Here is a 21,890-nt window from a genome sequence, read left to right as displayed (position 1 = left end):
TACCAATGAGAATGCGATGAGTCGATTATTATTAACGTTGCTAATGCTGAATTTCCTGCTCGTCGCGCCGCTATGGTGGCGGTTTGGAGATTTGAGTGCGCATTTGATCGCTTGGGAAGCGTTCATCATTGCGCCTCTTATGCTGCTGCTTCCGGCCGGCCAAGTGCGCCGCTTAGTGGGGATTGGATTAGTCAGTTGGGTCATGCTGGCAACCGCGGCTAACCTGGGGACAGCGGCAACCCATATGGCATTTGCTCGGCCACTCAACCTCTATCTCGATGTACCCTTGCTGCGCTCTATTTATCACCTGCTAGTCGGTAATGTTGGCCAGTTATTGGCCGTCTTCGCCATGCTGGCAGGCGTTGCCTTACTGCTCGGCATTACCCTGGGTTTAACGCGACTGCTGCTTCCCCCGGTAAGTTACCCACTCAAACGGCTGCCCGGCATAGTGGCTTTTACGCTGTTGATCGTTGCCACTACCTGCGCGGTGCTCGAAATTAACGGCGTTCGATGGGTGGATAGTGCCCGTTTGCCAATGGTAAACAGCACGCGTTTTCAGTGGCAGCAAATTACCGATACCCACGCCGCACGCCTTGCCTTTACCGCTCAGTTGGAGGCTGCGCCATTAGAGCGTCAGCCGCTACCGGGGCTTGAAGGGCGCAATGTGTTGCTAACCTTTGTCGAGTCCTACGGTGTCTCGGCACTGGATGATCCGCGTTATGCAAGCATCCTCCAGCCCACGCTGGCCGATATGCAGCAGCGGTTAGCAGCGCGCGATCTCCACGTGGTATCCGGAATGTTGCAGTCGCCGATTCGGGGCGGACAGTCCTGGCTGGCCCACGCAACGGCGCTAAGCGGGCGATGGATCGATAATCAGCTGTGGTATCAATTGATGCTAGACAGCAGCCACTCCACGTTGATCGACGACTTCAGCGCCACCGGGCAGCGCACGCTGGCCGTGATGCCGGCTATCTCTATGGCATGGCCGGAAGGGGAGGCTTACGGCTTCGATCAAATTGCAGCGGCAAAGGATATCGACTACGCCGGGCCTGTACTCAACTGGGTGACCATGCCCGATCAATTTACCCTCGATTACACTCAGCGCCATTTGATCGGTGATTCCCCCCTGTTCGCCCAGTTGGCGCTGATCTCCAGCCACGCCCCCTGGACGCCCATTCTGCCCGTGTTGGATGATTGGTCATCCATCGGCGATGGGCGTATTTTTGCGCCTTGGGAAAAGGCCGGCGACCCGCCAGAAGTGCTATGGCAGGACATCGAGCGCATTCGTGATCACTATGCGTGGTCGGTGGACTACGCTGTTAAGGTAACGGGACGCTGGGCTGAGCGCGTAGTGGACGACAACACGCTATTGATAGTGCTTGGCGATCATCAGCCAGCGCCGTTGATCACCGGCGACAGTGCCAGTGCGGCGGTGCCGGTGCATATTATCAGCGGAGATCCAGCTTTATTGGCACCATTTTTGGCACGCGGTTTTGTTAATGGCACGCTGCCACCGCTCGCCCAAGCGCCGAACGCTCCCAGGATGAGCCAACTGCGCCACTGGCTGCAGGAGGATTTTGGCGAGTTAGCGACTGAACTAAGCGTTGATGAGCAAACAGGGACGACGTTTGAGACAGAAATTCCCCCAGATTTAGGGGCCGTGACAAGGACTATGACAAGGACGCAGCAATGATTCAGCCAGTGATTTTAAGCGGCGGTAGCGGCACGCGGCTCTGGCCGCTCTCGCGAGAGCAGATGCCTAAGCAGTTTTTGCGCTTAACCTCTTCACAGAGCCTGCTGCAGCAAACCCTCGGCCGCCTAGCCGGATTAACCGATACCGCACCGATGCTGATGGGCCACCATAGCCACCGCTTTTTAATGGCCGAGCAGCTACGGGAAATCGATCAAGATGCCACCATTGTGCTCGAACCCGAAGGTCGTAACACTGCCCCGGCCATTGCCTGTGCGGCGCTGTTAGCCCGCCTTTCGGGAGAGGATCCGCTACTGCTGGTGCTTCCCGCAGACCATGCTATTGGAGATGTCATGGCGTTCCAACATAGCGTGTCACTTGCCCAGCCGCTAGCCGAAGCGGGTTATCTTGTTACCTTCGGAGTAGTCCCGACCCAGCCTGAAACCGGTTATGGCTATATTGCCTGCGGCGAGCCGCTGGAAGGCGGCCATCATCTTGCGGCTTTTATTGAAAAACCGGACGCCAAGCGTGCTGCTACGCTAGTCGAAAGCGGCGATTACCTGTGGAACAGCGGGATGTTTTTGCTGCGTGCCTCAAACTATCTGGATCAATTACAGCGGCTACAGCCGACAATGCTGAAAGCCTGCCAAGAAGCGGTTAACAGCGCGCACCGTGACTTGGATTTTCTGCGCCTGGGCGAAGCAGCGTTTGGTCGTTGCCCGACTGACTCCATTGACTACGCGGTGATGGAGCATTGTGATCGCGCCGCCGTGGTGCCTTTGGCCGCCGAGTGGAGTGATATCGGCAGTTTTGACGCGCTGTGGGCTACCGTTGAGCCTGATGCGGCGGGCAATGCCAGCAAAGGTGATGCCTGGCTAACCGATACCCAGGGTTCACTGGTGTTTGCCGAGCACCGCCTTGTGGCGACGCTAGGTGTGCAGAATCTCATCGTCGTTGAAACATCGGATAGCGTGTTGGTGGCCCATCGTGATCAGGCGCAGCAGGTCAAGCAACTGGTGGCTTCGCTTACTCAGGCGGGGCGCAGCGAGCCCTGCTCGGCGCCTCAGGTGCAGCGCCCTTGGGGCAGCTTTCAGGCGATGGACAGCGGCGAGCGCTATCAGGTCAAACACATTACCGTGAAGCCCGGCGGGCGGCTCTCGTTGCAGCGCCATCATCACCGCGCTGAGCACTGGATTGTGGTGAGGGGAACCGCGCGCGTAACGCTTGAGGAGCGCAGCTTCCTGGTGAGTGAAAATCAGTCGACCTATATCCCCATTGGCGCGCTCCATCGTCTGGAAAATACCGGCAAGATTCCTCTTGAGCTGATTGAAGTGCAGTCGGGTAGCTACCTGGGTGAAGACGACATCGAGCGCTTAGATGATGTTTACGCCCGACATAGCAGTGAATGACGCCTAGCTCACCAGCACTTACCAGAGCCAGCTGGCAGGGCGCGCCGGTGGGCGGCCTTTGCGTACATCGACCCAGCCGAGCACACAGCGCACGCCCAACCATACCGCTAGCAGTGGCCAAAGCAGGGTGCCAACGATGACAATGCTGAGCAAGAAGGCAATGCAGGCGTACAGCGTGCCGATCCAGAACGTGCGGATTAGGTAACGGTAGTGCGGCTGTAGCCATGGCGCTGCATCTTTGCGGTAGACGTAGGCAATCACTACACCGATCAGCAGGGTGATATTGGCGGTCACAATGCCCGCCAGGTAGAGCGCGTAAATAATTTGCGGCGGGCGGGTCTCATCGCCGGGTAGGTCGTTTTGCATCATAAGTAAGCCTTGTTAATAAAGCCGATAGTCGCGGTAGTTAGCTAATTTCTGCTGCTCCTGAACCACTTTACGGTAGCGCTTGTACTCCCACTGATACTGGGCAGGGTCCAAGCTGATTGCGGCCTCCACACTGGCGTTGACCCCCGTCGCAGACTGCACATCATCGTCGCTATACACGCGCTCATCGGCTTCCAGGAAATGAATCTCGAACCCTTTGCCAGGTACCCGCAGCGCCACGCCGGTGACTACCCTTGCCTGGGTACGGGCTACCAGTTTCGGCAGTAGTGTGGCGGTATAAGCGTCGCGGCCAAAAAAGGGCGCGAAAACGCCGCTGCCCCAGTCGGGCTCCTGGTCGGGCAGCATGCCAATCGCTTCGCTGCGTTTAAGCGCTTTGAGCAGTGCTGCCACCCCGCGCGGGTTGGTGGGCACCAGACTCGCCCCCATGCGCTCGCGGCCATGTCGAATCACAGGATCGAGATCAATGATTTTGGGTGGTTCGTACATGGCGGTAAACGGGAAGTGGCTCGATAGCCAGAAGTTAAGCACTTCCCAATTGCCAAAGTGTGGCGCGAGCACAATCACGCCGCGGCTCTCGGTGCGGGCGTTGTCGAGTTTGTCGCGACCGTATACCGCTAAAATATTGGTTTCTACTTTTTGTGGTTCCGCCATCCAGGCGTGACCCAATTCCAGCATGGTAGCGGTCGAATGTTTCAAGCTCTGCTTTGCAAGAGCTTGACGTTCAGCGTTAGAGAGAGCTGGATAAACGGCCGTAAGATTGCGCTCGGTTACCCAACGCTCACGCTTATTGAGACGGTAAACGACTGGGCCCAGCACCGAGGAAATGCGCCATAGGCGCGTGACTGGCCAGCGTGATAACTGACGCCACAGCCAACTGATGGCACTGGCCTTGGAAAAAAGCCTGCTGGTGTTACCCGTTGGTTGCGTCATCACTAAAACAGCCAGGAATCTACGTTGGAGGGCGCGCGCTTCTCCTGCAGCCCTTTGAAGCCTTTAACGCAGCGGATAATTAGCCAGACAGCAAGGGCCAGGAGTAGCGGGAAACCGATTAGTATCAAGGTCAATATCGAAAACACAATGCCGTAGACTAATCCTATCCAGAACGTACGAATCTGATAGCGGTAGTGCTCGTCTAACCAAACCGGACCTTTGTCTTTATAAACGTAGGCGATGACCACGCCGATAATAGACGTAAAGCCGAGGATAAAACTGGCTAGATAGAGCGCATAGATCACCATCGCCATCGTGGTGTCCGGCTGTTGGCTTCGCTCTTCGCTAACAACGTCGCCTTCTAGTGGCGCATCATGGGCGTTATCACGCATAACGGTTCCTTTCGATAAATCCTGTATTGGCGCTGGTACGCCTCGATAGGCGCTTCATGTGCTCTATGACAGCGTGCGCTCTTCGCCATCTCATTAATGGCCACGGGGTGTTAACGAGCAGCGGGGCGGCATATTTCCAGCAGGTTGCCGTCTGGGTCGCGCAGGTAGATTGATTCGATCGGCCCATTAGCGCCTTGGCGAGCAACGGGGCCTAGCTCTATATCAATTGCCAGTGCCTCCAAGTGCTGTTTGAACTCATCAAGCGGTAACTGGCAACGCAGGCATAAATCCAGGCTGCCAGGGGTAGGCGTCGCAGAGATGGGGGCGATGTCGGTATCGGTTTGATGCAGGCGTAGCGCCGTATCACCGAGCATTAAATCGACCCGCTGGGCGTCGCGGTAACGTACGTCTAACCCTAACACCCGTGAGTAAAAGTCGACGGCGCGACCCATGTCGGTCACGGTAACTACAAGATGATCCAGACCTGATAGCATGCCACTTTCCTTAATTCGTAACGATAAGCCAGAGAATACGATGATGCGCCGCTGTCCGCTCTGCGCGGAATCCACTATTGCGCTCTACCACCGGGATCGGCGTCGTGACTACTACCAGTGTGCCACGTGCAAACTGGTATTTGTCCCCCCTGAGCAGCATTTGAGCGCCGCTGCAGAAAAGGCCGAATATGATAAACATCAAAACTCGCCGCATGATACGGGATATAGACGCTTTCTAGGGCGTTTATTTACCCCGCTGTCGGCGAAGCTCGCTCCTAATGCGCGTGGGCTTGATTTTGGTTCCGGGCCGGGGCCGACGCTGTCAGTTATGTTTGCCGAGCAAGGTTTTCAGGTGGTGATTTACGACCTCTTTTATGCCCCTGATACCGCGGTGCTTACTCAGACGTTCGATTTTATCACTGCCACAGAAGTGGTGGAGCATTTGTCGCAGCCTGGCCAAGTGCTGGCTCAACTGGCCGGACAGCTCGCGCCCGGTGGTTATCTTGGGCTGATGACCAAGCGCGTTTCCACCCCTGACGCTTTTGCTCGCTGGCACTATATTAGCGACCCCACCCATATCAGCTTTTTTAGCGAAGAGACCTTCCGTTGGTGGGCTCAAAAGAATAATTTAGTAGTGGAATTTCCTGGGCCAGACACGGTTATTCTACACAAAACGCTAAGGTGAATAATTGTAACCTTAGAAAAGCATTGACTTTGCCCCCTTGAGGGCAATAATTGCGCGCCGCTATCCCCGCCTGACTCGCTGTGCCAGGTGAGATAACGGATCTTGAGAAGTCGCTTGGAGGCGTTTCTCTCAACTGTTTTCCGCCCCTGTTTTCAAAACGTTAAGTCAAGACGAGGTTTTCATGTCGCGGCAACTGCTAGCCATGGCGCTGGCGCCCCTTTTAGGGCTCTTCATTCTCGGGATAGGCAACGGTTTTCTTGCCACCTTAATTACCGTGCGCCTCGATGCCGCCGGTGAGTCAGCCACGGTGATCGGGATTGTCTCGTCGGCTTACTTTATCGGCTTAGCCTTAGGCGCAATGGTGAATGACCGCCTGCTGCTGCGCATTGGCCATATTCGCGCCTACGGTAGTTTTGCCTCTTTGGTGGCCGTCACGGTACTGCTGCAAGGCTTGTTTTTCGACCCCTGGGCGTGGTTTGCGCTGCGCTTGGTCGGCGGCTGGGCCACGGTCGGGGTTTATCTGGTCATTGAAAGCTGGCTGCTCACTTCGGGCGACCAGAAGGTTCGTGGCCGCCTGTTGGCGCTGTATATGATTTCGCTGTATGCCGCCGGTGTATTGGGCCAACTACTACTCGGTGTGACCAACGCCATGGGCGTCACTGCGCCCTTTATGGTGATTGGCCTACTGGCTTCGCTCTCTGTGCTGCCCATGGCGATGATTCCCCGCGTATCACCGATTATGGAGCACGCCGAACCGCTGCCCCCGCATCGTTTGATTACCCTGACGCCCACTGGCGTGATGGGTAGTTTAGGCTCGGGTATGGTTGTCGCAGCGGCCTACACGCTGTTGCCACTCTATCTGCAGCGTAATGGTATGAGCGTGAGTCAGGTGGGGCAGATGATGGCGGTCCTCATCATGGGGGCCATGTTGCTGCAATACCCCATTGGCCGCTGGTCGGATCGCCATGACCGCCAGATGGTACTGATCGCCATCAGCGGTTTCTGTGTGCTTATCTCCGCGGCGATGCTCTGGCTACCCCTTTCGACACCGCTATTGGCAGTGCTGCTGTTCCTGCTCGGCGGTGGCGTCTTTGCTCTTTATCCAGTGGCCGTAAGCCACGCCGCCGACCGTGCGCCCGCAGGGGCGCTGGTGCGCATGAGCCAGGGCCTGCTGTTGATTAACTCGATTGGCGCCACGATCAGCCCGCTGATGATCTCCCCGGTGATGACCGTAATGGGCGATGCGGGCCTGTTCTGGGCTTTCGGCTCACTAAGTCTGTTCTTTGTGATGTTCTTCTCCTGGCGCCGTAGCGTGCGCCCAGCGCCTGTGCCCGTGGCGCCCTTTACACCGACTACGCCAATGACCGCCGCCGGTGCCGAGCTAGTGGTCACCGAAGAGTTGATGCAGGGGGCACTGGAGCACGAGCACTTGGAGGATCTTTCCGATGCCGTATGGGACGTTGACGCCGCCGAACCGGTGGTAGGGCCGCCCGCTGAAGATGAGAGCCATATCACTTATTATGATGATGTGGAGCAAGCAATTGAGCGAAAATAAAACGGCGTGGAGACGTTATCGGTAACGGGTGATACCTTGGGCTAATGGTGTAGGCAGGAGAGTGTTACTACTATCTATGGCACACTTTCAAACAATTGTTTAATTTTCAGCCCGAGGTTCGCCATGAATGTTTACGCCGCGCCGGTACGCGATTTGCGCTTTGTGCTCGAAGAGCTGCTAGCGCACCGCTCGCTTAGCCTACCGGGCTTTGAAGAAGCCACGCCCGATTTGGTCGAGGCGGTACTCGAAGAGGCCGCAAAGCTGGCCGGTGACGTCTGGGGGCCGCTAAACAAGAGTGGTGATCTGCAGGGGGCCAAGCGCCACGCCGATGGCAGTGTGACGACACCGGAAGGCTTCGCAGCGGCTTACCAGGCGTATGTCGAGGGTGGCTGGAACGGCATCGGTGTATCAGAAGCGCTAGGCGGTCAGAACCTGCCCGAAGTGGTGGCTAGCGCGGTTCAGGAGATGCTTCACGGCGCCAATATGGCGCTGGGGCTCTGCCCCATGCTGACCGCTGGTGCTATCGAAGCACTGGCGCATCACGGCAGCGATACCCTCAAAGCGACCTACTTGCCCAAGCTGGTGGAAGGCACCTGGACGGGCACCATGAACCTCACCGAATCCCAAGCGGGGTCGGATCTCTCCCAAGTGCGCACCCGCGCAGTGCCTGAAAGCGACCACTACCGCATCAGCGGCCAGAAGATCTATATCACCTGGGGCGAGCACGACGCCGCCGAGAATATTATCCACCTGGTACTGGCCCGCAAGCCCGATGCACCGGCAGGCAACAAAGGCATCTCCCTATTCTTGGTGCCCAAGTTCCTGGTCAATGACGATGGCTCATTGGGCGAGCGCAACGATGTCACCTGCGCCTCTATTGAGCACAAGCTGGGCATTCACGGCTCGCCGACATGCACCCTCAGTTTTGGCGAAAATGGCGGCGCGATTGGCTACTTGGTCGGTGAAGAGGGGCGTGGTCTTAATCACATGTTCACCATGATGAACGAGGCGCGCCACAAAGTCGGCATTCAGGGGATAGGCGTGGCCGAGCGAGCCTGCCAGCACGCCTTTGCCTATGCGTTGGAGCGTCGCCAGGGTCGCTCTCCAAAATCGCGTGGCGGCGCTGAATGCACCATCAGCGATCACTTGGACGTACGCCGTATGCTGCTCTCCATGCGTGCCCGCACTGATGCGCTGCGCGCCCTGGCGTTATACTGCGCCGCCGAGTTGGATGCCGCCCGCCACGCTGAAAGTAATGAAGCCCGCCAAGTCGCCCAGGCCCGCGCCGATATCCTGATTCCGGTGATCAAAAGCTTCTCTACCGATCAAGCGGTGGAGATTGCCTCCATGGGCATTCAGGTACACGGCGGGATGGGCTACGTGGAGGAGACCGGCGCGGCACAGCTGCTGCGCGATACCCGCATTGCCCCCATTTACGAAGGCACTAACGGTATTCAGGCGCTCGATTTGGCGGGGCGGAAGCTTCAGCGTGACAACGGCGAAGCGCTCACCGCGTTGCTTCACGACGTTGCCGCCACTGTGGAGCAGCTAAACGTCGACCCCGCACTAAAAGCGTTGGGCCGTGGCTTGGCCGCGGGCTTAGAAGACCTAAAAGCCGCCCAAGCGATGGTGCTGGAACAAGGCCGCGACCCTGGAAACGGGGCAGATGCGGTGCAGGCTTATGCTACGCCGTTCCTTAACTTGGCGGGCCACGTGCTGTGTGCTTGGCAGATGGGGCAGGCGGCGCTTAGCGCCCAGGCAGCCCTTAACAACGGAAGCAATGATCCCTTCTATACTGCCAAGATGCGCAGCGCCGAATTTGCCATCACGCAATGGCTGCCGGTAGGCCGCGCTCAACGCGCGGTGATTGAAGCAGGTATGCAGTGTTTAAGCGAATTTGAGGTTCACTAACGTTAATTTCAGCCCGTATCGCCGCCCCTTTGGGCGGCGTTGTTGTTTCTAGGCGATCAAAACAACTATTTTAAACGAACCCTTAAAACGAACGCTTTCAATAACAATGTCCTCAATAACAAGACCAGGAGCCGATTATGACCGCTATCTTTGAGCAAGGCTTGCCCAAAACCGTTGCCAACCACGTGCCGCTTTCACCGCTGACCTTTATCGAGCGCTCGGCCTCTATCTATCCTGATTACCCAGCGGTGGTTCATGGCCGCACGCGCCGCACCTGGGGAGAGACCTGGTCGCGTTGCCGCCAGCTTGCCTCTGCGCTCAAGCAGCGAGGCATTCAGCCGGGTCAAACGGTGGCGGCGATGCTGCCTAATATCCCGGCAATGTTTGAGGCGCACTTCGGCGTGCCGTTGGCGGGCTGCGTGTTGAACACGCTGAATATTCGCCTGGACGCCGAGGCGATCAGCTATATGCTGGAGCACGGCGAGGCGAAAGCCATTTTGGTCGATCCCGAGTTTGCTGAGGTCATCCAGCAAGCCGTTGCCAAGCTAACCCACAAGCCGCTGATCATTGATGTTGCCGATGTAGAGTTTCTCGGCGACACGCAAGGCATTGGCGAGATTGAGTACGAAGCGCTGCTTAACGAGGGCGACGCCAATTTTGCCTATCAACTGCCAGCGGATGAGTGGGACGCGATCTCGCTTAACTACACCTCTGGCACCACCGGTAAGCCCAAGGGCGTGGTTTACCACCACCGCGGCGCTTATCTCAACGCGGTGAGCAATATCATGGAGTGGGCAATGCCCCACCACCCGATCTACCTGTGGACGCTACCGATGTTTCACTGCAACGGCTGGTGTTTCCCCTGGACCATTGCCGCCAACGCCGGAGTTAACGTGTGCCTGCGTCGCGTCGACCCGAAAAAGATCATGCAGCTCATTGCCGAAGAGAAGGTCACTCACTTCAGCGGAGCGCCTATTATTCTTAATGGCTTAGTGAACCTGCCCGCGGAAGATAAGCGCCAGTTCGATCACCCCGTCAAGGTCACCACCGCCGGAGCCGCGCCGCCAGCCTCTGTAATTGCCGGGGTCGAGAAGCTGGGCATTGAAGTGACCCACGTGTATGGCCTAACCGAAGTGTACGGGCCGGTGACCGTATGCGCCTGGCGGGAAGCGTGGGATGAATTGCCGCTGGAAGCACGGGCCAAAATCAAAGCCCGCCAGGGGGTGCGTTACCACATGCTCGAAGCGCTGTGCGTGGCAGATCCGCTCACCATGGAACCAGTACCCAAGGATGGCCAAACCATGGGTGAAATACTGATGCGCGGTAACAACGTCATGAAGGGCTATTTAAAGAACCCGGAGGCCACCGAGCAAGCGCTGGAGGGCGGCTGGTACCACACCGGCGATTTGGCGGTTTGGCATCCGGATGGCTATATCGAAATCAAAGATCGCTCGAAAGACATCATTATTTCCGGTGGAGAGAATATCTCGACCATCGAAGTGGAAGACGCTATATACGGCCATCCCGCCGTTGAAGAGGCAGCAGTGGTCGCCAAGCCAGACGAGAAGTGGGGCGAAACGCCCTGTGCGTTTGTGAAGCTCAAGGTGGGCTACGGCGAAGTCACCGAGGCCGATATTATCGCCCACTGTCGCGAACATTTGGCGGGCTACAAAGTCCCTAAAACAGTCATTTTCAGCGAGCTACCGAAAACATCAACGGGCAAGATACAAAAATTCGTCTTGCGTGAAGAAGCTAAAAATCATTAATCATTCCTAATAGTAATAAGCACTAGCGGTGATAACCGCCAGTAGTGATAATCAATAGGGGAGAGCGTGCATGAGTGACCAACAAATTGGCGTGGTGGGAGCCGGTACCATGGGGCAGGGGATTGCCCAGGTAGTGGCTGCCAGTGGCTTTAACGTGCGCCTTTACGATGTGGCCGAAGAGCAGCTTGGCCGCGCCAAGGCGAATATCGATAAAGGCTTGGGTAAATTGGTCACTAAAGAGAAGATCAGCGAGGCGGATAAAAGTGCCGCTCTCGCCCGTCTATCGACCACTACCACACTCAATGACCTAAGCGACTGCGCGATCATTATCGAGGCGGCCCCCGAACAGCCTGAACTCAAAGAGAAGCTGTTTCGTGATCTTAGCCAAATGAGCACCACGGCTATCTTAGCCTCCAACACCTCGTCGCTGTCGCTCACCCGGCTGGCGGCGGTGTGCGAGCATCCCGAGCGCGTGGTAGGCATGCACTTCTTTAATCCGGTGCCGGTGCTCAAACTGGTGGAAGTGATTCGCGCCGAGCAAACCTCGGACGCTACCGTGGCCGAGATTGAAACGCTAGCAAAGGCGCTGGGCAGAACTGCCGTGCCGGTAGGCGATGCGCCGGGCTTTGCTGTGAACCGACTGCTGGTGCCAATGATCAATGAGGCAGCGTTTATCGTGCAGGAGGGCACCGCAACGCCAGAAGCGGTTGATAACGCTATGAAACTAGGCGCGGCTCACCCCATGGGGCCGCTAGCGCTGGCGGATTTGATTGGGCTGGATGTGTGCCTGGCGATCATGGAAGTGCTTCAAGAGGGCTTTGGTGACCCGAAATACCGTCCCTGCCCACTGCTCAAACGCATGGTCGCCGCGGGTTATCTAGGCCGTAAAAGTGGTCGCGGTTTCTATCACTACGACTAACTTGCGCTGACGAAATCAGCTCGGCATAAAGAAGTCATTGCCACTCAACCAAGCGTTCGCTAGGGTTGAGTGGTATTCACTTTCATATTCAATAATAAATCGAATAAGGAGTCCGCCATGAGCGAAGCAGTGATCGAGAAGGTTGATAACGATGGGATGGTGCGACTGACCATCAATCGTCCTAAAGCGCTGAATGCCCTTAACAGCGAAGTGCTTGCCGCGCTGGAAGCGCATCTGGTTGAGCTTGAAGCCCACCCGAACCTACGCGCCGTACTGATTACCGGTGCGGGCGAGAAGTCCTTCGTGGCGGGTGCGGATATCACTGAAATGCGTGAAAAAACACCCGAAGAAGCGCGGGCCTTCGCCAGCCAAGCGCTGCGTACCATTAAACGCCTAGAGACACTTCCCGTGCCGGTGGTCGCGCTGGTGAACGGGTTTTGCCTTGGCGGCGGCTGCGAACTGGCACTGGCCTGCGACTGGGCTGTAGCCAGCGACAACGCGGTGTTTGGTCAACCGGAAGTGCTGCTGGGCGTCATTCCTGGCTTTGGCGGCACCCAGCGCCTACCGCGCCGCGTTGGCCCTGCGATGGCGATTGATCTGGTTACTACCGGGCGCAAAATCGATGCCCAAGAAGCGCTGCGTATCGGCCTAGTGAACCGGGTAATGCCGCAAGCGGAGCTCGAGAGCTACGTTGAAGAGCTCACTAAGCAACTCAAAGGCAACGGCCCACAGTCAGTGCGCGGCGCCAAGCAGGCAGTTCACGACGGTATGGATCAAGACCTTGATAGCGCACTAGCGCTGGAAACCAGCCTGTTCGCCTTCTGCTTTGCCGGTGACGAGCAAAAAGAGGGCATGGCGGCATTTGTCGAGAAGCGCAAACCGAACTTCTAAGGTTTGATTAATTACAGTTTTACTTATTTAGGGGGTGGCGCTTGCGTCACCCCCGTTTTATTCTCGAAAACTAACGATTACCTTCAAGAGAACTGCCACTATGCAATGGGCCGCTTTTATCCTCGCTGCGCTTGGTTTCGCCTATTTACCTGGGCCTGCAATGCTATATACCGCAGCGCAGACGTTGGGGCGCGGCCGACGGGCTGGGTGGCTAGCGGTCATCGGTGTGCATATGGGGTGTTATGTGCATGTGGTGGCCGCCGCGCTAGGATTAGCGCTGCTGTTTGCAGCGATTCCACCTGCCTACATCGCCATGAAAATCATCGGTGGGCTCTACCTGCTCTGGATGGGGCTGCGGCTATGGCAGCAGGGCATTCGCGCCCACGGCGAAGAGGTGCCGCTGGCAACCACGAAACGCGTGCTGCGCGACAGCTTTCTGGTGGAGATGCTCAACCCTAAAACCGCGCTTTTCTTTGTCGCGTTTCTGCCTCAATTTGTGCAACCCGAGAGCGCTATGCCCGTAGCATGGCAGCTGCTCTGGCTGGGTATCGCCACCAATGCGCTGTTCTCATCGGCGGATGTCGTGGTGGTGCTGCTGGCCAGCCCGTTGCGTGAGTGGTTACAAAAATCCCATGGCTCCTCCCGGCTCATTCAGCGCATTGGGGGCAGCGTATTAATGGGACTAGGCGGTAATACGCTGGCTCAGGCAACACGTTAAGGGTGCTTACTTACACCGGCTAATCCAATTCCCCACATAAGGAGCGCTGCATGTTTGATCTCTATATTGCCAACAAGAATTACTCTTCTTGGTCGCTGCGCCCTTGGGTGTTGATGAAAGCGCTGGAGATTCCGTTTAACGAACACCTGATGCCGTTTGAAGGCGGCTTTGGCGCTAGCCATGACGTTTACACCCGCTTTTCGCCATCGGGCTTAGTGCCTTGTTTAGTGGATAGGGAGAGTGATCTGGCGGTGTGGGATTCGCTGGCGATTGTTGAATATTTGGCCGAGCAACATGCCGACGTATGGCCGAGTGATAAAACCGCCCGCGCCTGGGCGCGCTCAGCTACTGCTGAAATGCATAGCGGCTTTGGCGCCCTGCGTGATGATTGTTCAATGAACTGCGGTGTGCGGGTGGCATTGAATAGTTTATCGTCCAATCTCAAGGCCGATGTGAACCGCTTAGATGCGCTATGGCAGCAGGGGCTTGAGCGCTTTGGCGGGCCGTTTTTAGCGGGTGAACAATTCTCAGCGGTAGATGCGTTTTATGCCCCTGTGGCGTTTCGCGTACAGACATTCAACCTGCCGATAAGTGAGAAATCCCAGTCCTATGTCGAGCGCCTGTTAGCACTGCCTGCCATGCAGGCCTGGTATCAAGCCGCGCTAGCAGAAACGTGGCGCGAACCTATGCACGAAGCTGAAACGCTAAAGAATGGCACGCTGGAAGTTGATTACCGCACGTCTTAACCTTGGGACAATTCACCAGCGACACTCGGCATCGGGTACACTAGCGCAAATTTTCGTTTGGAAACGTCCATGGCTCTTAGCGCAACGCCCTACAAAGTTGATATTAATCTGACCGACCTGGATCGCGGGGTATATGAAACGCTGCGCTTTACCGTGGCTCGTCATCCCTCAGAGACCGAAGAGCGCATGACCGCCCGCTTACTGGCTTATGTGCTGTGGTACAGCGAAACGCTGGCCTTCGGGCGCGGGCTTTCCGATGTGGACGAGCCAGCGCTATGGGAGAAAAGCTTAGATGGGCGTTTGCTGCACTGGATTGAAGTAGGCTTGCCGGATGCTGAGCGTATCACCTGGTGCTCGCGCCGGGCCGAGCGCGTGACGCTGCTAGCCTACGGTCGGGTAGACCTATGGGAGAGCAAAGTACTCGCCAATGTGGCATCGCTGAAAAATGTGCACGTGGCGGGGCTGCCCCAAGAGGCGCTCGCAACCATCGCTAAAGATCTGCCACGGGCTATCAATTGGGCGGTAATGATCAGCGAAGGCTCGCTGTTTATTACCGATGAAAACGGTCAGCATGAAATTACCCCGCAGTGGCTGCTGCGTGACAGATAGTGATTATTCTTGATCATTAGCCTACCAACTTTCGTCTAGTCGACTACGCTATAAATCTAAGCAATCAACAGCATAAGGGTGGCCTATGAGCCATCCTTAATTTTTAGTGTCTTAGCCTTTTTGTGTAGAAATTTGCAAAAGTATGCTTGCTATCTTTTTGCACAATTACATACAATCAACAATGTTTGTTGATGTTCATCAAAAAGCAGCCTCCAAAAACGCTCCCTAGAAAAACCTCAAGGAACGAGTAATGAAAGCAATGACCCCTTTACGATGGCAGCTCTTCCCGCTAGTGGCTGTCGTAAGCTTGCTGTCGACGCTGGCGCAGGCCAACGATAGCGTCCTCTCGATTAAGCACGAAAATGATGGCATGGCCAGTAGTGATGATGGCCACTTTACCAGCGGTTTTGAGCTCAATTGGGCGTTTGAACCCGAAGCGCAAAGCTGGACACAGCGCCTGGCGACTGCTTTGCCCGATAGCCTGATAGGCAACGCTGATATGGCCGCTTTCCGGCTCGTGCATCAAATTTATACGCCCAACAATATTGAGCAGCGTGGGTTGATAGAAGATGATCGCCCCTACGCAGGGATTGTTTACGGCGGTATATCGCTCTATGAAGATGTGCCCATGGGGAGCTGGCGACAAGCGACTGACCTGCATCTGGATATTGGTTTGGTTGGGCCCTCGTCACTTGCCGATAGTATTCAGCGTGAGGTACACAGGGTGACCGATAGTGATCGCCCCAATGGCTGGAAGAATCAGCTTGGCGATGAAGCGATCGTCAACGTAGCCATGCGGCGCCAGTGGTGGCACAGCTCCCCATTAATCGGCAAGCAGTTTGCCCATGGCCCTAGTGTCAGCGCCGCTTTGGGCAACCTCTACACCTACGCAAGTGCTGGGTATAGCGTTCGCTGGGGCGATGAGGCGCCCGGCATACCTACGCTGACCCCAAACCCTAGTAGTCGCTACCACATGACTGGAAATAATGGCTGGCAGTGGTATCTGTTTGCGAGCGTAGACGGCTATTACATGGCACAAAATCTGACGCTGGATGGCAATACGTTCAGAAATAGCCGCCACTCGGTTGATCGTAAAGAGTGGGTAGGTGACGTTTCTGCAGGACTGGCGCTGGCTTGGGAAGATTGGCAGGTTACTTACGCCGCAGTGCAGCGCTCGCGTGAATTCGACGGTCAGGAAGAGCAGGATAAGTTTGGGTCCATCACGCTATCTAAGCGCTTCTAAAATTAGTTAAGCTTTGGGCGCCTTTCAGAAGGAAAGTGTGTAGGTGGGAGGAAACAATTCATGGCCAAACAATATCCCCATACCCCTGATGGGCGCTACTTTGTGGCCAAAAATCGCCTGTGGCGCTGCACTGATCCGCGCTTAGATGAAGAGCAAAAGCGCACTCATATCAAAGAGTTGATGAAAGCACGTCGAGCCGTCAGAACGGCCCAGCAGCACGGTGATGACGACGCGCTTCGTCAAGCCCGTGACGCGGTTCAGGCTGCTAAAGAAGCATTAGGTGAGCGTGGCCCGGTGTGGTGGGATGATAATGCCCCTGATGAAGGCGGCTTTGCGCCCCATAACAGTTCCTATGCCAAGTGGTGGGAGAGCCAACTCTAAATATCTTTCTAGCGTACACAATAGGCTCGGAGCTGTTAGCCTAAGCAGGGCGGCAAGCAAACTCTTTGCCTATCGCTAAGTGACCAAGGATAAAGCGCATATGGAAATGGTATTTTTTAATGGCTGGGGCAGCGTGTTACGTATTCTGATTATCGGATTATTGGCGTACGCCACGCTGATTCTCTTCTTACGCCTTTCAGGCAACCGCACGCTGTCGAAAATGAACGCCTTCGATTTAATTGTCACGGTGGCACTGGGTTCCACGCTGGCGACCGTACTGCTGTCTAAAAATGTGGTATTGGCGGATGGAGCTGTCGCGTTAGCGCTGCTGATTTCACTTCAATTTATTATTACGTGGACCAGTGTGCGGTTTCGATGGGTACGTCGATTAGTGACCGGTGAGCCACTGATGCTGCTCTATCAGGGTGAGTTTCTATTAACTTCACTGCGAAAAGCGCGGGTAACCCAAGACGAAGTGCTTTCCGCTATCCGTAGTAGTGGGCTTAGTGATGTAGCCGACGTAGAGGCCGTTGTTATAGAAACAGATGGCTCACTAAGCGTTGTTAAGCGTCATGCAGAGAGCAGTCATTCGAGTTTAGAGGGTGTTCGTGGCCCCCGGTGAAGCCCATGCAAAACTCATTTTTCTAAGTTAAATTAATTTTTACGTTCACGTTTGTGCCTGGCAGTGGTATTCTTCGCCACTGTTAATTTTAAGGACGCAAAGTGAATATCAAAGCAGATCTTTCCATTCTTGATATTATTGGCCATCTGATTATTTGGGTGGTACTCAGTATCGTTACTTTTGGTATAGCGCTATTTTTCTTCCCTTATTCGTTTTCGCGGTTTGTTATTAACCGTACTTCGGTAGTGGATGCTGCTGGGGTAGAGCGAAAAATGGTTTGCGATATCAACCTGTTCAGCAACATCGGCCACATTATCCTCTGGATGTTGATTTCGCTGGTCACCTTTGGGCTGGGATATATTTTCTACTTCTACCGGGTATGGAATTACGCCTTGAATAACTCACGGGTTGAATAATCTTAGCCTTTGAGTTGAAAGCGACCAAGAGCCTACGCTGAGAGATCAAGCGTAGGCTCTTTCTTAGCGGTTAATTACTCGTTATCAGCCAGTTTATCTTGAGTACGAAGCTCAAAGTCGCTGGCATCATGACGTTCGTGCAGCTGCTCGTGAGGTTCGCCCCAGGTGCGATTTACCATGCGCCCGCGTTTAACGGCGGGGCGCTCATCGAGCTCTTCGGTCCAGCGTAGAACGTTTTTGTAGGTGTGTGCCTCCAAAAACTCCGCCGCTTCGTAAACGCGGTTTTTCACTAGCGCGCCATACCATGGATGAATCGCCATATCGGCAATGGTGTACTCATCGCCTGCCATAAAGCGGTTATCCGCCAAATGGCGATCAAGTACATCAAGCTGACGCTTCACTTCCATGGTGTAGCGGTCAATCGGGTACTGGTACTTTTCAGGTGCGTAGGCATAGAAATGACCAAAACCGCCGCCTAACATTGGCGCGCTGCCCATTTGCCAAAATAGCCAAGAGAGGCATTCGGTCCGTTTCGCGGGGTCATGGGGTAGGAAAGCGTCAAACTTCTCAGCCAGATAGAGCAGAATCGCCCCCGACTCAAATACCCGCTGGGGTGGAGTGGTCGAGTGATCCATCAGTGCGGGAATTTTAGAGTTGGGGTTCACCTCGACAAAGCCGCTGCTGAACTGATCGCCTTCGCCAATTTGAATCAGGTAAGCGTCGTATTCGGCGCCCGTTATGCCTTTCTCCAGCAACTCTTCCAGCATCACGGTGACTTTGACACCGTTGGGTGTGGCGAGGGAGTAAAGCTGAAGAGGATGTTTGCCCACCGGCAGGGCCTTGTCATGAGTAGGGCCAGCAATTGGGCGATTGATATTGGCAAACTTACCGCCGTTGCCAGGTTCCCATTTCCAAACGCTCGGGGGAGTATAGGTGTTGTCGCTCATTCGTTTCCTCGCTATAAATATTTTATCGGTGTCAAAGCGGCTACTAGATTTGGCTGGTGATTAGCCTGTTAATAAAGTAGTCCATTTTCCTAAATTGAGGTGGCGGATGCGTATCATTGGTGTGCTAGGTGGTATGAGCTGGGAGTCGACCCAAGGCTACTACCGAGCCCTAAACGAGGGCGTAAAAGCGGCGCTAGGTGGTTTTCATTCGGCTAAGATCGTGATGGTTAGCGTCGATTTTGCCGAGATTGAAGCATTACAGCAGCAGGGCGATTGGCAGACCGCTGGCGAACTGCTGGCCAACGCTGCCCAAAGCGTCGAGCGAGCGGGCGCAGACTGCCTGTTGATTGCCACCAACACCATGCATAAGGTGGCGCCCGCTATTGAGCAGGCGATTACCATTCCGCTGCTGCATATTGCCGATGCTACGGCTGAGCAGCTCACCGCCGACGGTATCACGCGCGTCGGCCTATTGGGTACGCGCTTTACCATGGAGCAGGACTTTTATATCGGCCGCTTAAAGCAGTTCGGTATTGAGGTCGTGGTGCCCGATCAGTCTGAGCGCGACACTATCCATCGGGTGATCTTTGATGAACTTTGCCAGGGCCGTGTAGAAGCTGCATCGCGGCAACGCTACTTAGCAATCATTGATTCTCTGCATGCTCATGGCGCCCAGGCGGTGATTTTAGGCTGTACTGAAATTGCCATGCTGGTAAGCCAGCAAGATACCGCGGTGCCGCTTTATGACACCACCGCTCTGCATGTGGAGAGAGCGGTGGTGTGGGCACTAACATGATGACTTAAATGAATAACGACGCTTAGACCAACGTCAGAGTGACATTGATGTTGCCACGGGTGGCGTTTGAGTAGGGGCATACGATATGGGCTTTATCGACCAACTGCTGAGCGACTTCCTGCTCTAGGCCTGGAAGGCTGATTTTTAGCTCAACTTCAATGCCAAAGCCGGTTGGGATGGCGCCAATACCTACATGCCCATCAATTTTGGTTTCTTGGGGCAGTTTTACTTTTTCCTGGCTCGCCACGTGCTTCAGTGCGCCTAGAAAGCAGGCAGAGTAGCCTGCTGCGAAAAGCTGTTCGGGGTTAGTGCCATCACCGCCAGCACCGCCTAACTCTTTCGGCGTGCTGAGTTTGACATCGAGTGCGCCATCAGAAGATTTGGCATGGCCTTCACGGCCGCCAGTAGCGGTTGCGTGGGCACGATAAACAACGTTTTCGATAGTGGTCGTCATATTGATTCTCCTGTCAGCGTTATTAATTATGAACCTACGCTTTTAATTTAGTGCAGCTTTATTTTGTGCGCAAGATAAATGGCGAATTAATTTGGTTGCACTTTGCCAAAGACGAAAATCGAATGACGCCAAAGGCAAAGGGCTACTGACTTTTTTGTAAGCTATCGCGCAGTCGCACCAGATCTTCTTTTAGCGTGGTCAATGCTTCGATTGATTGTTCGCTCGCATGCACCACGCAGCTAGGGATGTGGTAAGCCTGTTCACGCAGCTCCTTACCTTTATCGGTAAGGTAAAGCTCTACTACACGCTCATCATGATGACTGCGTTTGCGATTCAACAAGTGGTCGGCTTCCAGGCGCTTAAGGAGCGGCGTAAGCGAACCAGGATCAGTGAGTAGGCGCTTACTCATCGTGCCAACGGTAATGCCATCGTTTTGCCATAAAACAAGCATGGCAAGGTATTGCGGGTAAGTAAGCCCCAACTCTTTGAGCAGAGGTTTATACACCTTGGTCATCATTAACGAAGTTGAATAGAGCGCAAAGCAGAGCTGATGATCAAGTTCTAGTTCGCTACAAGATGGTTGCACAAGTATGGGTTCCGATCCGAAATATGTAGGGTAATGTAGCGCGCGAAGCAGTAAGTGGCTATCCCTAGACGTTGGTCGTAAGTTGGCAGTTTTGTTTTGACACGCACTTGGCAGCTAGCTAGCCTTCGCATCATTAATGTTACCGGTAACAATTTGGTGCTCATTAAATTAGCCAGTAACAACTCAATTCTTACCCATTCACCGTTAACAACAACGAATATTTGGAGATCACGCGATGACAACTATTTGGCGCAGCACGCTAACCCTGGTCGGTGCGACCACACTGACGTTTGGTATGGCGCATGCTCAAAGCCCAGAACTCTCTGATCCGCCTGAGATCGAGGGCGAGGTAGTCGGCGATCATGGCTCGCATACACTACGTATGGGCATCGGCCTTGCGGAAAGCTCGCCACAGTTCTTGTCTAGCCAATATTTTGGTGAGATTTTGGAGCAGCGTACCGACGGTCGCATTAAGGTTAACGTTTTCCCTAACAGCCAGTTAGGTGACGACGTTCAGATGTTGGAAATGCTGCAAACCGGCACGCTGGATATGACTTACCCGTCTAGCTCCGCCACTACTGGCTACGTTGAACAGCTTGCCGCTTTTGACCTGCCGTTCCTGCTGCCTAGCCGTGAAGCCGCGGTAGCCGTTATGCAGAGCGATGTGGCCCAAGGCATGCTGGACGCCTTTGATGGTACCGGCCTGAAAGCACTTGCGTTCTCTGAGAATGGCTATCGCCAGCTCTCTAACAGTGCTCGCCCGGTGGCAAGTCCTGACGACGTAGCAGGTCTTGATGTGCGCGGTTTAAGCGTTCGCACCATGGAAAACCCGGTGCATCTAGCGATTTGGGAAGCCTTAGGCGCTAACCCAACGCCGATGGCTTTTGGTGAGCTTTTCTCGGCGATGGAGCAGGGCGTGGTAGATGGCCAGGAAAACCCTTGGAGCACCATCCTGACCTCGAATTTTAATGAAGTACAGGATTATGGCACCGAAACACGCCACGTCTATACTCCCTTTATCATGATGCTTTCTGAGCGTACTTGGGAGCGCATGGCACCCGAATATCAGGAACTGGTACTGGAAGCAGCGCGTCAGTCAGCCGACTATGAAATTCAGCTGTCAGCTGAGTACGATGACTGGTCACGTGATCAGTTGGCAGAGCGTGGTATGGAAATTACCCGCTTGGACGATGAGCAGTTAGCCGCTTTCCAAGAAGCCACTCAGCCGGTTTATGAAGAGTGGGCGCCGCGCATTGGTGAAGACCTGATCGCGGACATTCAGAAGATCGTTGAAGAGAGCAGCAACTAAACCTTACGTTTAGCGCACCGTTGGGCAGGCCATC

The 21,890-nt window shown here is 55.0% G+C and carries 24 protein-coding genes; 17 read left to right on the top strand and 7 right to left on the bottom strand.

What is annotated here, in order from left to right:
- Positions 1 to 16 precede the first annotated feature (16 nt).
- Positions 17 to 1,693 carry an alkaline phosphatase gene (locus KO116_RS16115; RefSeq protein ID WP_035559458.1) on the top strand — a complete coding sequence of 559 codons (1,677 nt, stop codon included), beginning with the start codon at positions 17 to 19 and terminating at the stop codon, positions 1,691 to 1,693.
- Positions 1,690 to 3,099, top strand: a complete 1,410-nt coding sequence (locus KO116_RS16110; RefSeq protein WP_035559460.1) for a mannose-1-phosphate guanylyltransferase/mannose-6-phosphate isomerase — start codon at positions 1,690 to 1,692, stop codon at positions 3,097 to 3,099. The genes KO116_RS16115 and KO116_RS16110 overlap by 4 nt, the downstream gene beginning before the upstream one ends.
- 18 nt (positions 3,100 to 3,117) lie before the next feature.
- Here KO116_RS16110 and KO116_RS16105 read toward each other — a convergent pair whose 3' ends face one another.
- From KO116_RS16105 to KO116_RS16090, 4 genes are all read right to left on the bottom strand, one after another.
- Positions 3,118 to 3,468, bottom strand: coding sequence for a DUF4870 family protein (locus KO116_RS16105; RefSeq protein WP_035559462.1), 351 nt, complete (start codon positions 3,466 to 3,468; stop codon positions 3,118 to 3,120).
- Positions 3,469 to 3,480: 12 nt separating this feature from the next.
- Complete coding sequence (locus KO116_RS16100; RefSeq protein ID WP_035559465.1) at positions 3,481 to 4,416, bottom strand: lysophospholipid acyltransferase family protein; 936 nt, start codon at positions 4,414 to 4,416, stop codon at positions 3,481 to 3,483.
- 2 nt (positions 4,417 to 4,418) lie between these two features.
- Complete coding sequence (locus tag KO116_RS16095) at positions 4,419 to 4,808, bottom strand: DUF4870 family protein (RefSeq protein WP_035559468.1); 390 nt, start codon at positions 4,806 to 4,808, stop codon at positions 4,419 to 4,421.
- Positions 4,809 to 4,918: 110 nt separating this feature from the next.
- Complete coding sequence (locus tag KO116_RS16090; RefSeq protein ID WP_035559469.1) at positions 4,919 to 5,302, bottom strand: VOC family protein; 384 nt, start codon at positions 5,300 to 5,302, stop codon at positions 4,919 to 4,921.
- On the opposite strand from KO116_RS16090, the gene KO116_RS16085 reads away from it, so the two are divergent.
- The 13 genes from KO116_RS16085 to KO116_RS16025 all read left to right on the top strand — a co-directional run bounded on the left by KO116_RS16085 (position 5,301) and on the right by KO116_RS16025 (position 17,764).
- Positions 5,301 to 5,987, top strand: a complete 687-nt coding sequence (locus KO116_RS16085) for a class I SAM-dependent methyltransferase (RefSeq protein ID WP_082072615.1) — start codon at positions 5,301 to 5,303, stop codon at positions 5,985 to 5,987. The genes KO116_RS16090 and KO116_RS16085 overlap by 2 nt on opposite strands.
- Before the next feature lie 181 nt (positions 5,988 to 6,168).
- Entirely contained in the window at positions 6,169 to 7,542 is a 1,374-nt protein-coding gene (locus KO116_RS16080) for an MFS transporter (protein ID WP_035559473.1), read from the top strand.
- 123 nt (positions 7,543 to 7,665) lie between these two features.
- Entirely contained in the window at positions 7,666 to 9,453 is a 1,788-nt protein-coding gene (locus KO116_RS16075; RefSeq protein WP_035559476.1) for an acyl-CoA dehydrogenase, read from the top strand.
- Positions 9,454 to 9,590: 137 nt separating this feature from the next.
- Positions 9,591 to 11,219 (top strand): acyl-CoA synthetase, encoded by a 1,629-nt coding sequence (locus KO116_RS16070; RefSeq protein ID WP_035559479.1) that lies wholly within the window; start codon positions 9,591 to 9,593, stop codon positions 11,217 to 11,219.
- Positions 11,220 to 11,289: 70 nt separating this feature from the next.
- Positions 11,290 to 12,138: a 3-hydroxybutyryl-CoA dehydrogenase gene (locus KO116_RS16065; protein WP_035559481.1), complete on the top strand. Its 849-nt coding sequence runs from the start codon at positions 11,290 to 11,292 to the stop codon at positions 12,136 to 12,138.
- 117 nt (positions 12,139 to 12,255) lie between these two features.
- On the top strand, positions 12,256 to 13,029 hold the full coding sequence (locus KO116_RS16060) for an enoyl-CoA hydratase-related protein (RefSeq protein ID WP_035559484.1): 774 nt from the start codon (positions 12,256 to 12,258) through the stop codon (positions 13,027 to 13,029).
- A gap of 100 nt (positions 13,030 to 13,129) precedes the next feature.
- Positions 13,130 to 13,747, top strand: coding sequence for a LysE family translocator (locus tag KO116_RS16055; protein ID WP_035559487.1), 618 nt, complete (start codon positions 13,130 to 13,132; stop codon positions 13,745 to 13,747).
- Between the two features lie 50 nt (positions 13,748 to 13,797).
- A complete protein-coding gene (locus KO116_RS16050) occupies positions 13,798 to 14,493 on the top strand; it encodes a glutathione S-transferase family protein (protein WP_035559491.1) in 696 nt (231 codons plus the stop codon).
- Between the two features lie 69 nt (positions 14,494 to 14,562).
- Positions 14,563 to 15,102 (top strand): YaeQ family protein, encoded by a 540-nt coding sequence (locus KO116_RS16045; RefSeq protein WP_035559495.1) that lies wholly within the window; start codon positions 14,563 to 14,565, stop codon positions 15,100 to 15,102.
- A 250-nt stretch (positions 15,103 to 15,352) separates the two neighbouring features.
- Entirely contained in the window at positions 15,353 to 16,345 is a 993-nt protein-coding gene (locus KO116_RS16040; RefSeq protein WP_045812155.1) for a lipid A deacylase LpxR family protein, read from the top strand.
- Between the two features lie 60 nt (positions 16,346 to 16,405).
- Positions 16,406 to 16,726, top strand: a complete 321-nt coding sequence (locus KO116_RS16035; RefSeq protein WP_035559498.1) for a hypothetical protein — start codon at positions 16,406 to 16,408, stop codon at positions 16,724 to 16,726.
- Between the two features lie 100 nt (positions 16,727 to 16,826).
- Positions 16,827 to 17,348, top strand: a complete 522-nt coding sequence (locus KO116_RS16030) for a DUF421 domain-containing protein (RefSeq protein ID WP_035559501.1) — start codon at positions 16,827 to 16,829, stop codon at positions 17,346 to 17,348.
- Positions 17,349 to 17,449: 101 nt separating this feature from the next.
- Entirely contained in the window at positions 17,450 to 17,764 is a 315-nt protein-coding gene (locus tag KO116_RS16025; protein WP_035559504.1) for a DUF6693 family protein, read from the top strand.
- Between the two features lie 74 nt (positions 17,765 to 17,838).
- Here the strand turns inward: KO116_RS16025 and yghU are convergent, their stop codons facing one another.
- On the bottom strand, positions 17,839 to 18,711 hold the full coding sequence (gene yghU, locus KO116_RS16020; RefSeq protein ID WP_035559507.1) for a glutathione-dependent disulfide-bond oxidoreductase: 873 nt from the start codon (positions 18,709 to 18,711) through the stop codon (positions 17,839 to 17,841).
- A 106-nt stretch (positions 18,712 to 18,817) separates the two neighbouring features.
- On the opposite strand from yghU, the gene KO116_RS16015 reads away from it, so the two are divergent.
- Positions 18,818 to 19,507 carry an aspartate/glutamate racemase family protein gene (locus tag KO116_RS16015; RefSeq protein WP_035559510.1) on the top strand — a complete coding sequence of 230 codons (690 nt, stop codon included), beginning with the start codon at positions 18,818 to 18,820 and terminating at the stop codon, positions 19,505 to 19,507.
- 22 nt (positions 19,508 to 19,529) lie between these two features.
- Here the strand turns inward: KO116_RS16015 and KO116_RS16010 are convergent, their stop codons facing one another.
- Together KO116_RS16010 and KO116_RS16005 are read right to left on the bottom strand one after the other, a co-directional pair.
- Positions 19,530 to 19,961 carry an organic hydroperoxide resistance protein gene (locus KO116_RS16010; RefSeq protein WP_035559514.1) on the bottom strand — a complete coding sequence of 144 codons (432 nt, stop codon included), beginning with the start codon at positions 19,959 to 19,961 and terminating at the stop codon, positions 19,530 to 19,532.
- A 142-nt stretch (positions 19,962 to 20,103) separates the two neighbouring features.
- A complete protein-coding gene (locus KO116_RS16005; RefSeq protein ID WP_035559517.1) occupies positions 20,104 to 20,547 on the bottom strand; it encodes a MarR family winged helix-turn-helix transcriptional regulator in 444 nt (147 codons plus the stop codon).
- Positions 20,548 to 20,782: 235 nt separating this feature from the next.
- Here KO116_RS16005 and KO116_RS16000 point away from each other — a divergent pair, with 235 nt between their 5' ends.
- Positions 20,783 to 21,856, top strand: a complete 1,074-nt coding sequence (locus KO116_RS16000; protein WP_035559519.1) for a TRAP transporter substrate-binding protein — start codon at positions 20,783 to 20,785, stop codon at positions 21,854 to 21,856.
- Positions 21,857 to 21,890: the final 34 nt, after the last annotated feature.

Source organism: Halomonas sp. KO116 (genome assembly GCF_000734975.2).
Lineage (GTDB): Bacteria > Pseudomonadota > Gammaproteobacteria > Pseudomonadales > Halomonadaceae > Vreelandella > Vreelandella glaciei.
Note: the sequence above shows the minus strand (reverse complement) of the source record. Positions and strands in the feature narration are given on the sequence as shown.

Coding starts and splice junctions, on each gene's coding strand:
- KO116_RS16080 (WP_035559473.1), top strand. CDS start 6,169: ATGTCGCGGCAACTGCTAGCCATGGCGCTGGCGCCCCTTTTAGGGCTC.
- KO116_RS16095 (WP_035559468.1), bottom strand. CDS start 4,808: ATGCGTGATAACGCCCATGATGCGCCACTAGAAGGCGACGTTGTTAGC.
- KO116_RS16035 (WP_035559498.1), top strand. CDS start 16,406: ATGGCCAAACAATATCCCCATACCCCTGATGGGCGCTACTTTGTGGCC.
- KO116_RS16045 (WP_035559495.1), top strand. CDS start 14,563: ATGGCTCTTAGCGCAACGCCCTACAAAGTTGATATTAATCTGACCGAC.
- KO116_RS16075 (WP_035559476.1), top strand. CDS start 7,666: ATGAATGTTTACGCCGCGCCGGTACGCGATTTGCGCTTTGTGCTCGAA.
- KO116_RS16115 (WP_035559458.1), top strand. CDS start 17: ATGAGTCGATTATTATTAACGTTGCTAATGCTGAATTTCCTGCTCGTC.
- KO116_RS16065 (WP_035559481.1), top strand. CDS start 11,290: ATGAGTGACCAACAAATTGGCGTGGTGGGAGCCGGTACCATGGGGCAG.
- KO116_RS16060 (WP_035559484.1), top strand. CDS start 12,256: ATGAGCGAAGCAGTGATCGAGAAGGTTGATAACGATGGGATGGTGCGA.
- KO116_RS16090 (WP_035559469.1), bottom strand. CDS start 5,302: ATGCTATCAGGTCTGGATCATCTTGTAGTTACCGTGACCGACATGGGT.
- KO116_RS16000 (WP_035559519.1), top strand. CDS start 20,783: ATGACAACTATTTGGCGCAGCACGCTAACCCTGGTCGGTGCGACCACA.
- KO116_RS16010 (WP_035559514.1), bottom strand. CDS start 19,961: ATGACGACCACTATCGAAAACGTTGTTTATCGTGCCCACGCAACCGCT.
- yghU (WP_035559507.1), bottom strand. CDS start 18,711: ATGAGCGACAACACCTATACTCCCCCGAGCGTTTGGAAATGGGAACCT.
- KO116_RS16100 (WP_035559465.1), bottom strand. CDS start 4,416: ATGACGCAACCAACGGGTAACACCAGCAGGCTTTTTTCCAAGGCCAGT.
- KO116_RS16015 (WP_035559510.1), top strand. CDS start 18,818: ATGCGTATCATTGGTGTGCTAGGTGGTATGAGCTGGGAGTCGACCCAA.
- KO116_RS16050 (WP_035559491.1), top strand. CDS start 13,798: ATGTTTGATCTCTATATTGCCAACAAGAATTACTCTTCTTGGTCGCTG.
- KO116_RS16030 (WP_035559501.1), top strand. CDS start 16,827: ATGGAAATGGTATTTTTTAATGGCTGGGGCAGCGTGTTACGTATTCTG.
- KO116_RS16040 (WP_045812155.1), top strand. CDS start 15,353: ATGAAAGCAATGACCCCTTTACGATGGCAGCTCTTCCCGCTAGTGGCT.
- KO116_RS16085 (WP_082072615.1), top strand. CDS start 5,301: ATGCCACTTTCCTTAATTCGTAACGATAAGCCAGAGAATACGATGATG.
- KO116_RS16110 (WP_035559460.1), top strand. CDS start 1,690: ATGATTCAGCCAGTGATTTTAAGCGGCGGTAGCGGCACGCGGCTCTGG.
- KO116_RS16055 (WP_035559487.1), top strand. CDS start 13,130: ATGCAATGGGCCGCTTTTATCCTCGCTGCGCTTGGTTTCGCCTATTTA.
- KO116_RS16070 (WP_035559479.1), top strand. CDS start 9,591: ATGACCGCTATCTTTGAGCAAGGCTTGCCCAAAACCGTTGCCAACCAC.
- KO116_RS16105 (WP_035559462.1), bottom strand. CDS start 3,468: ATGATGCAAAACGACCTACCCGGCGATGAGACCCGCCCGCCGCAAATT.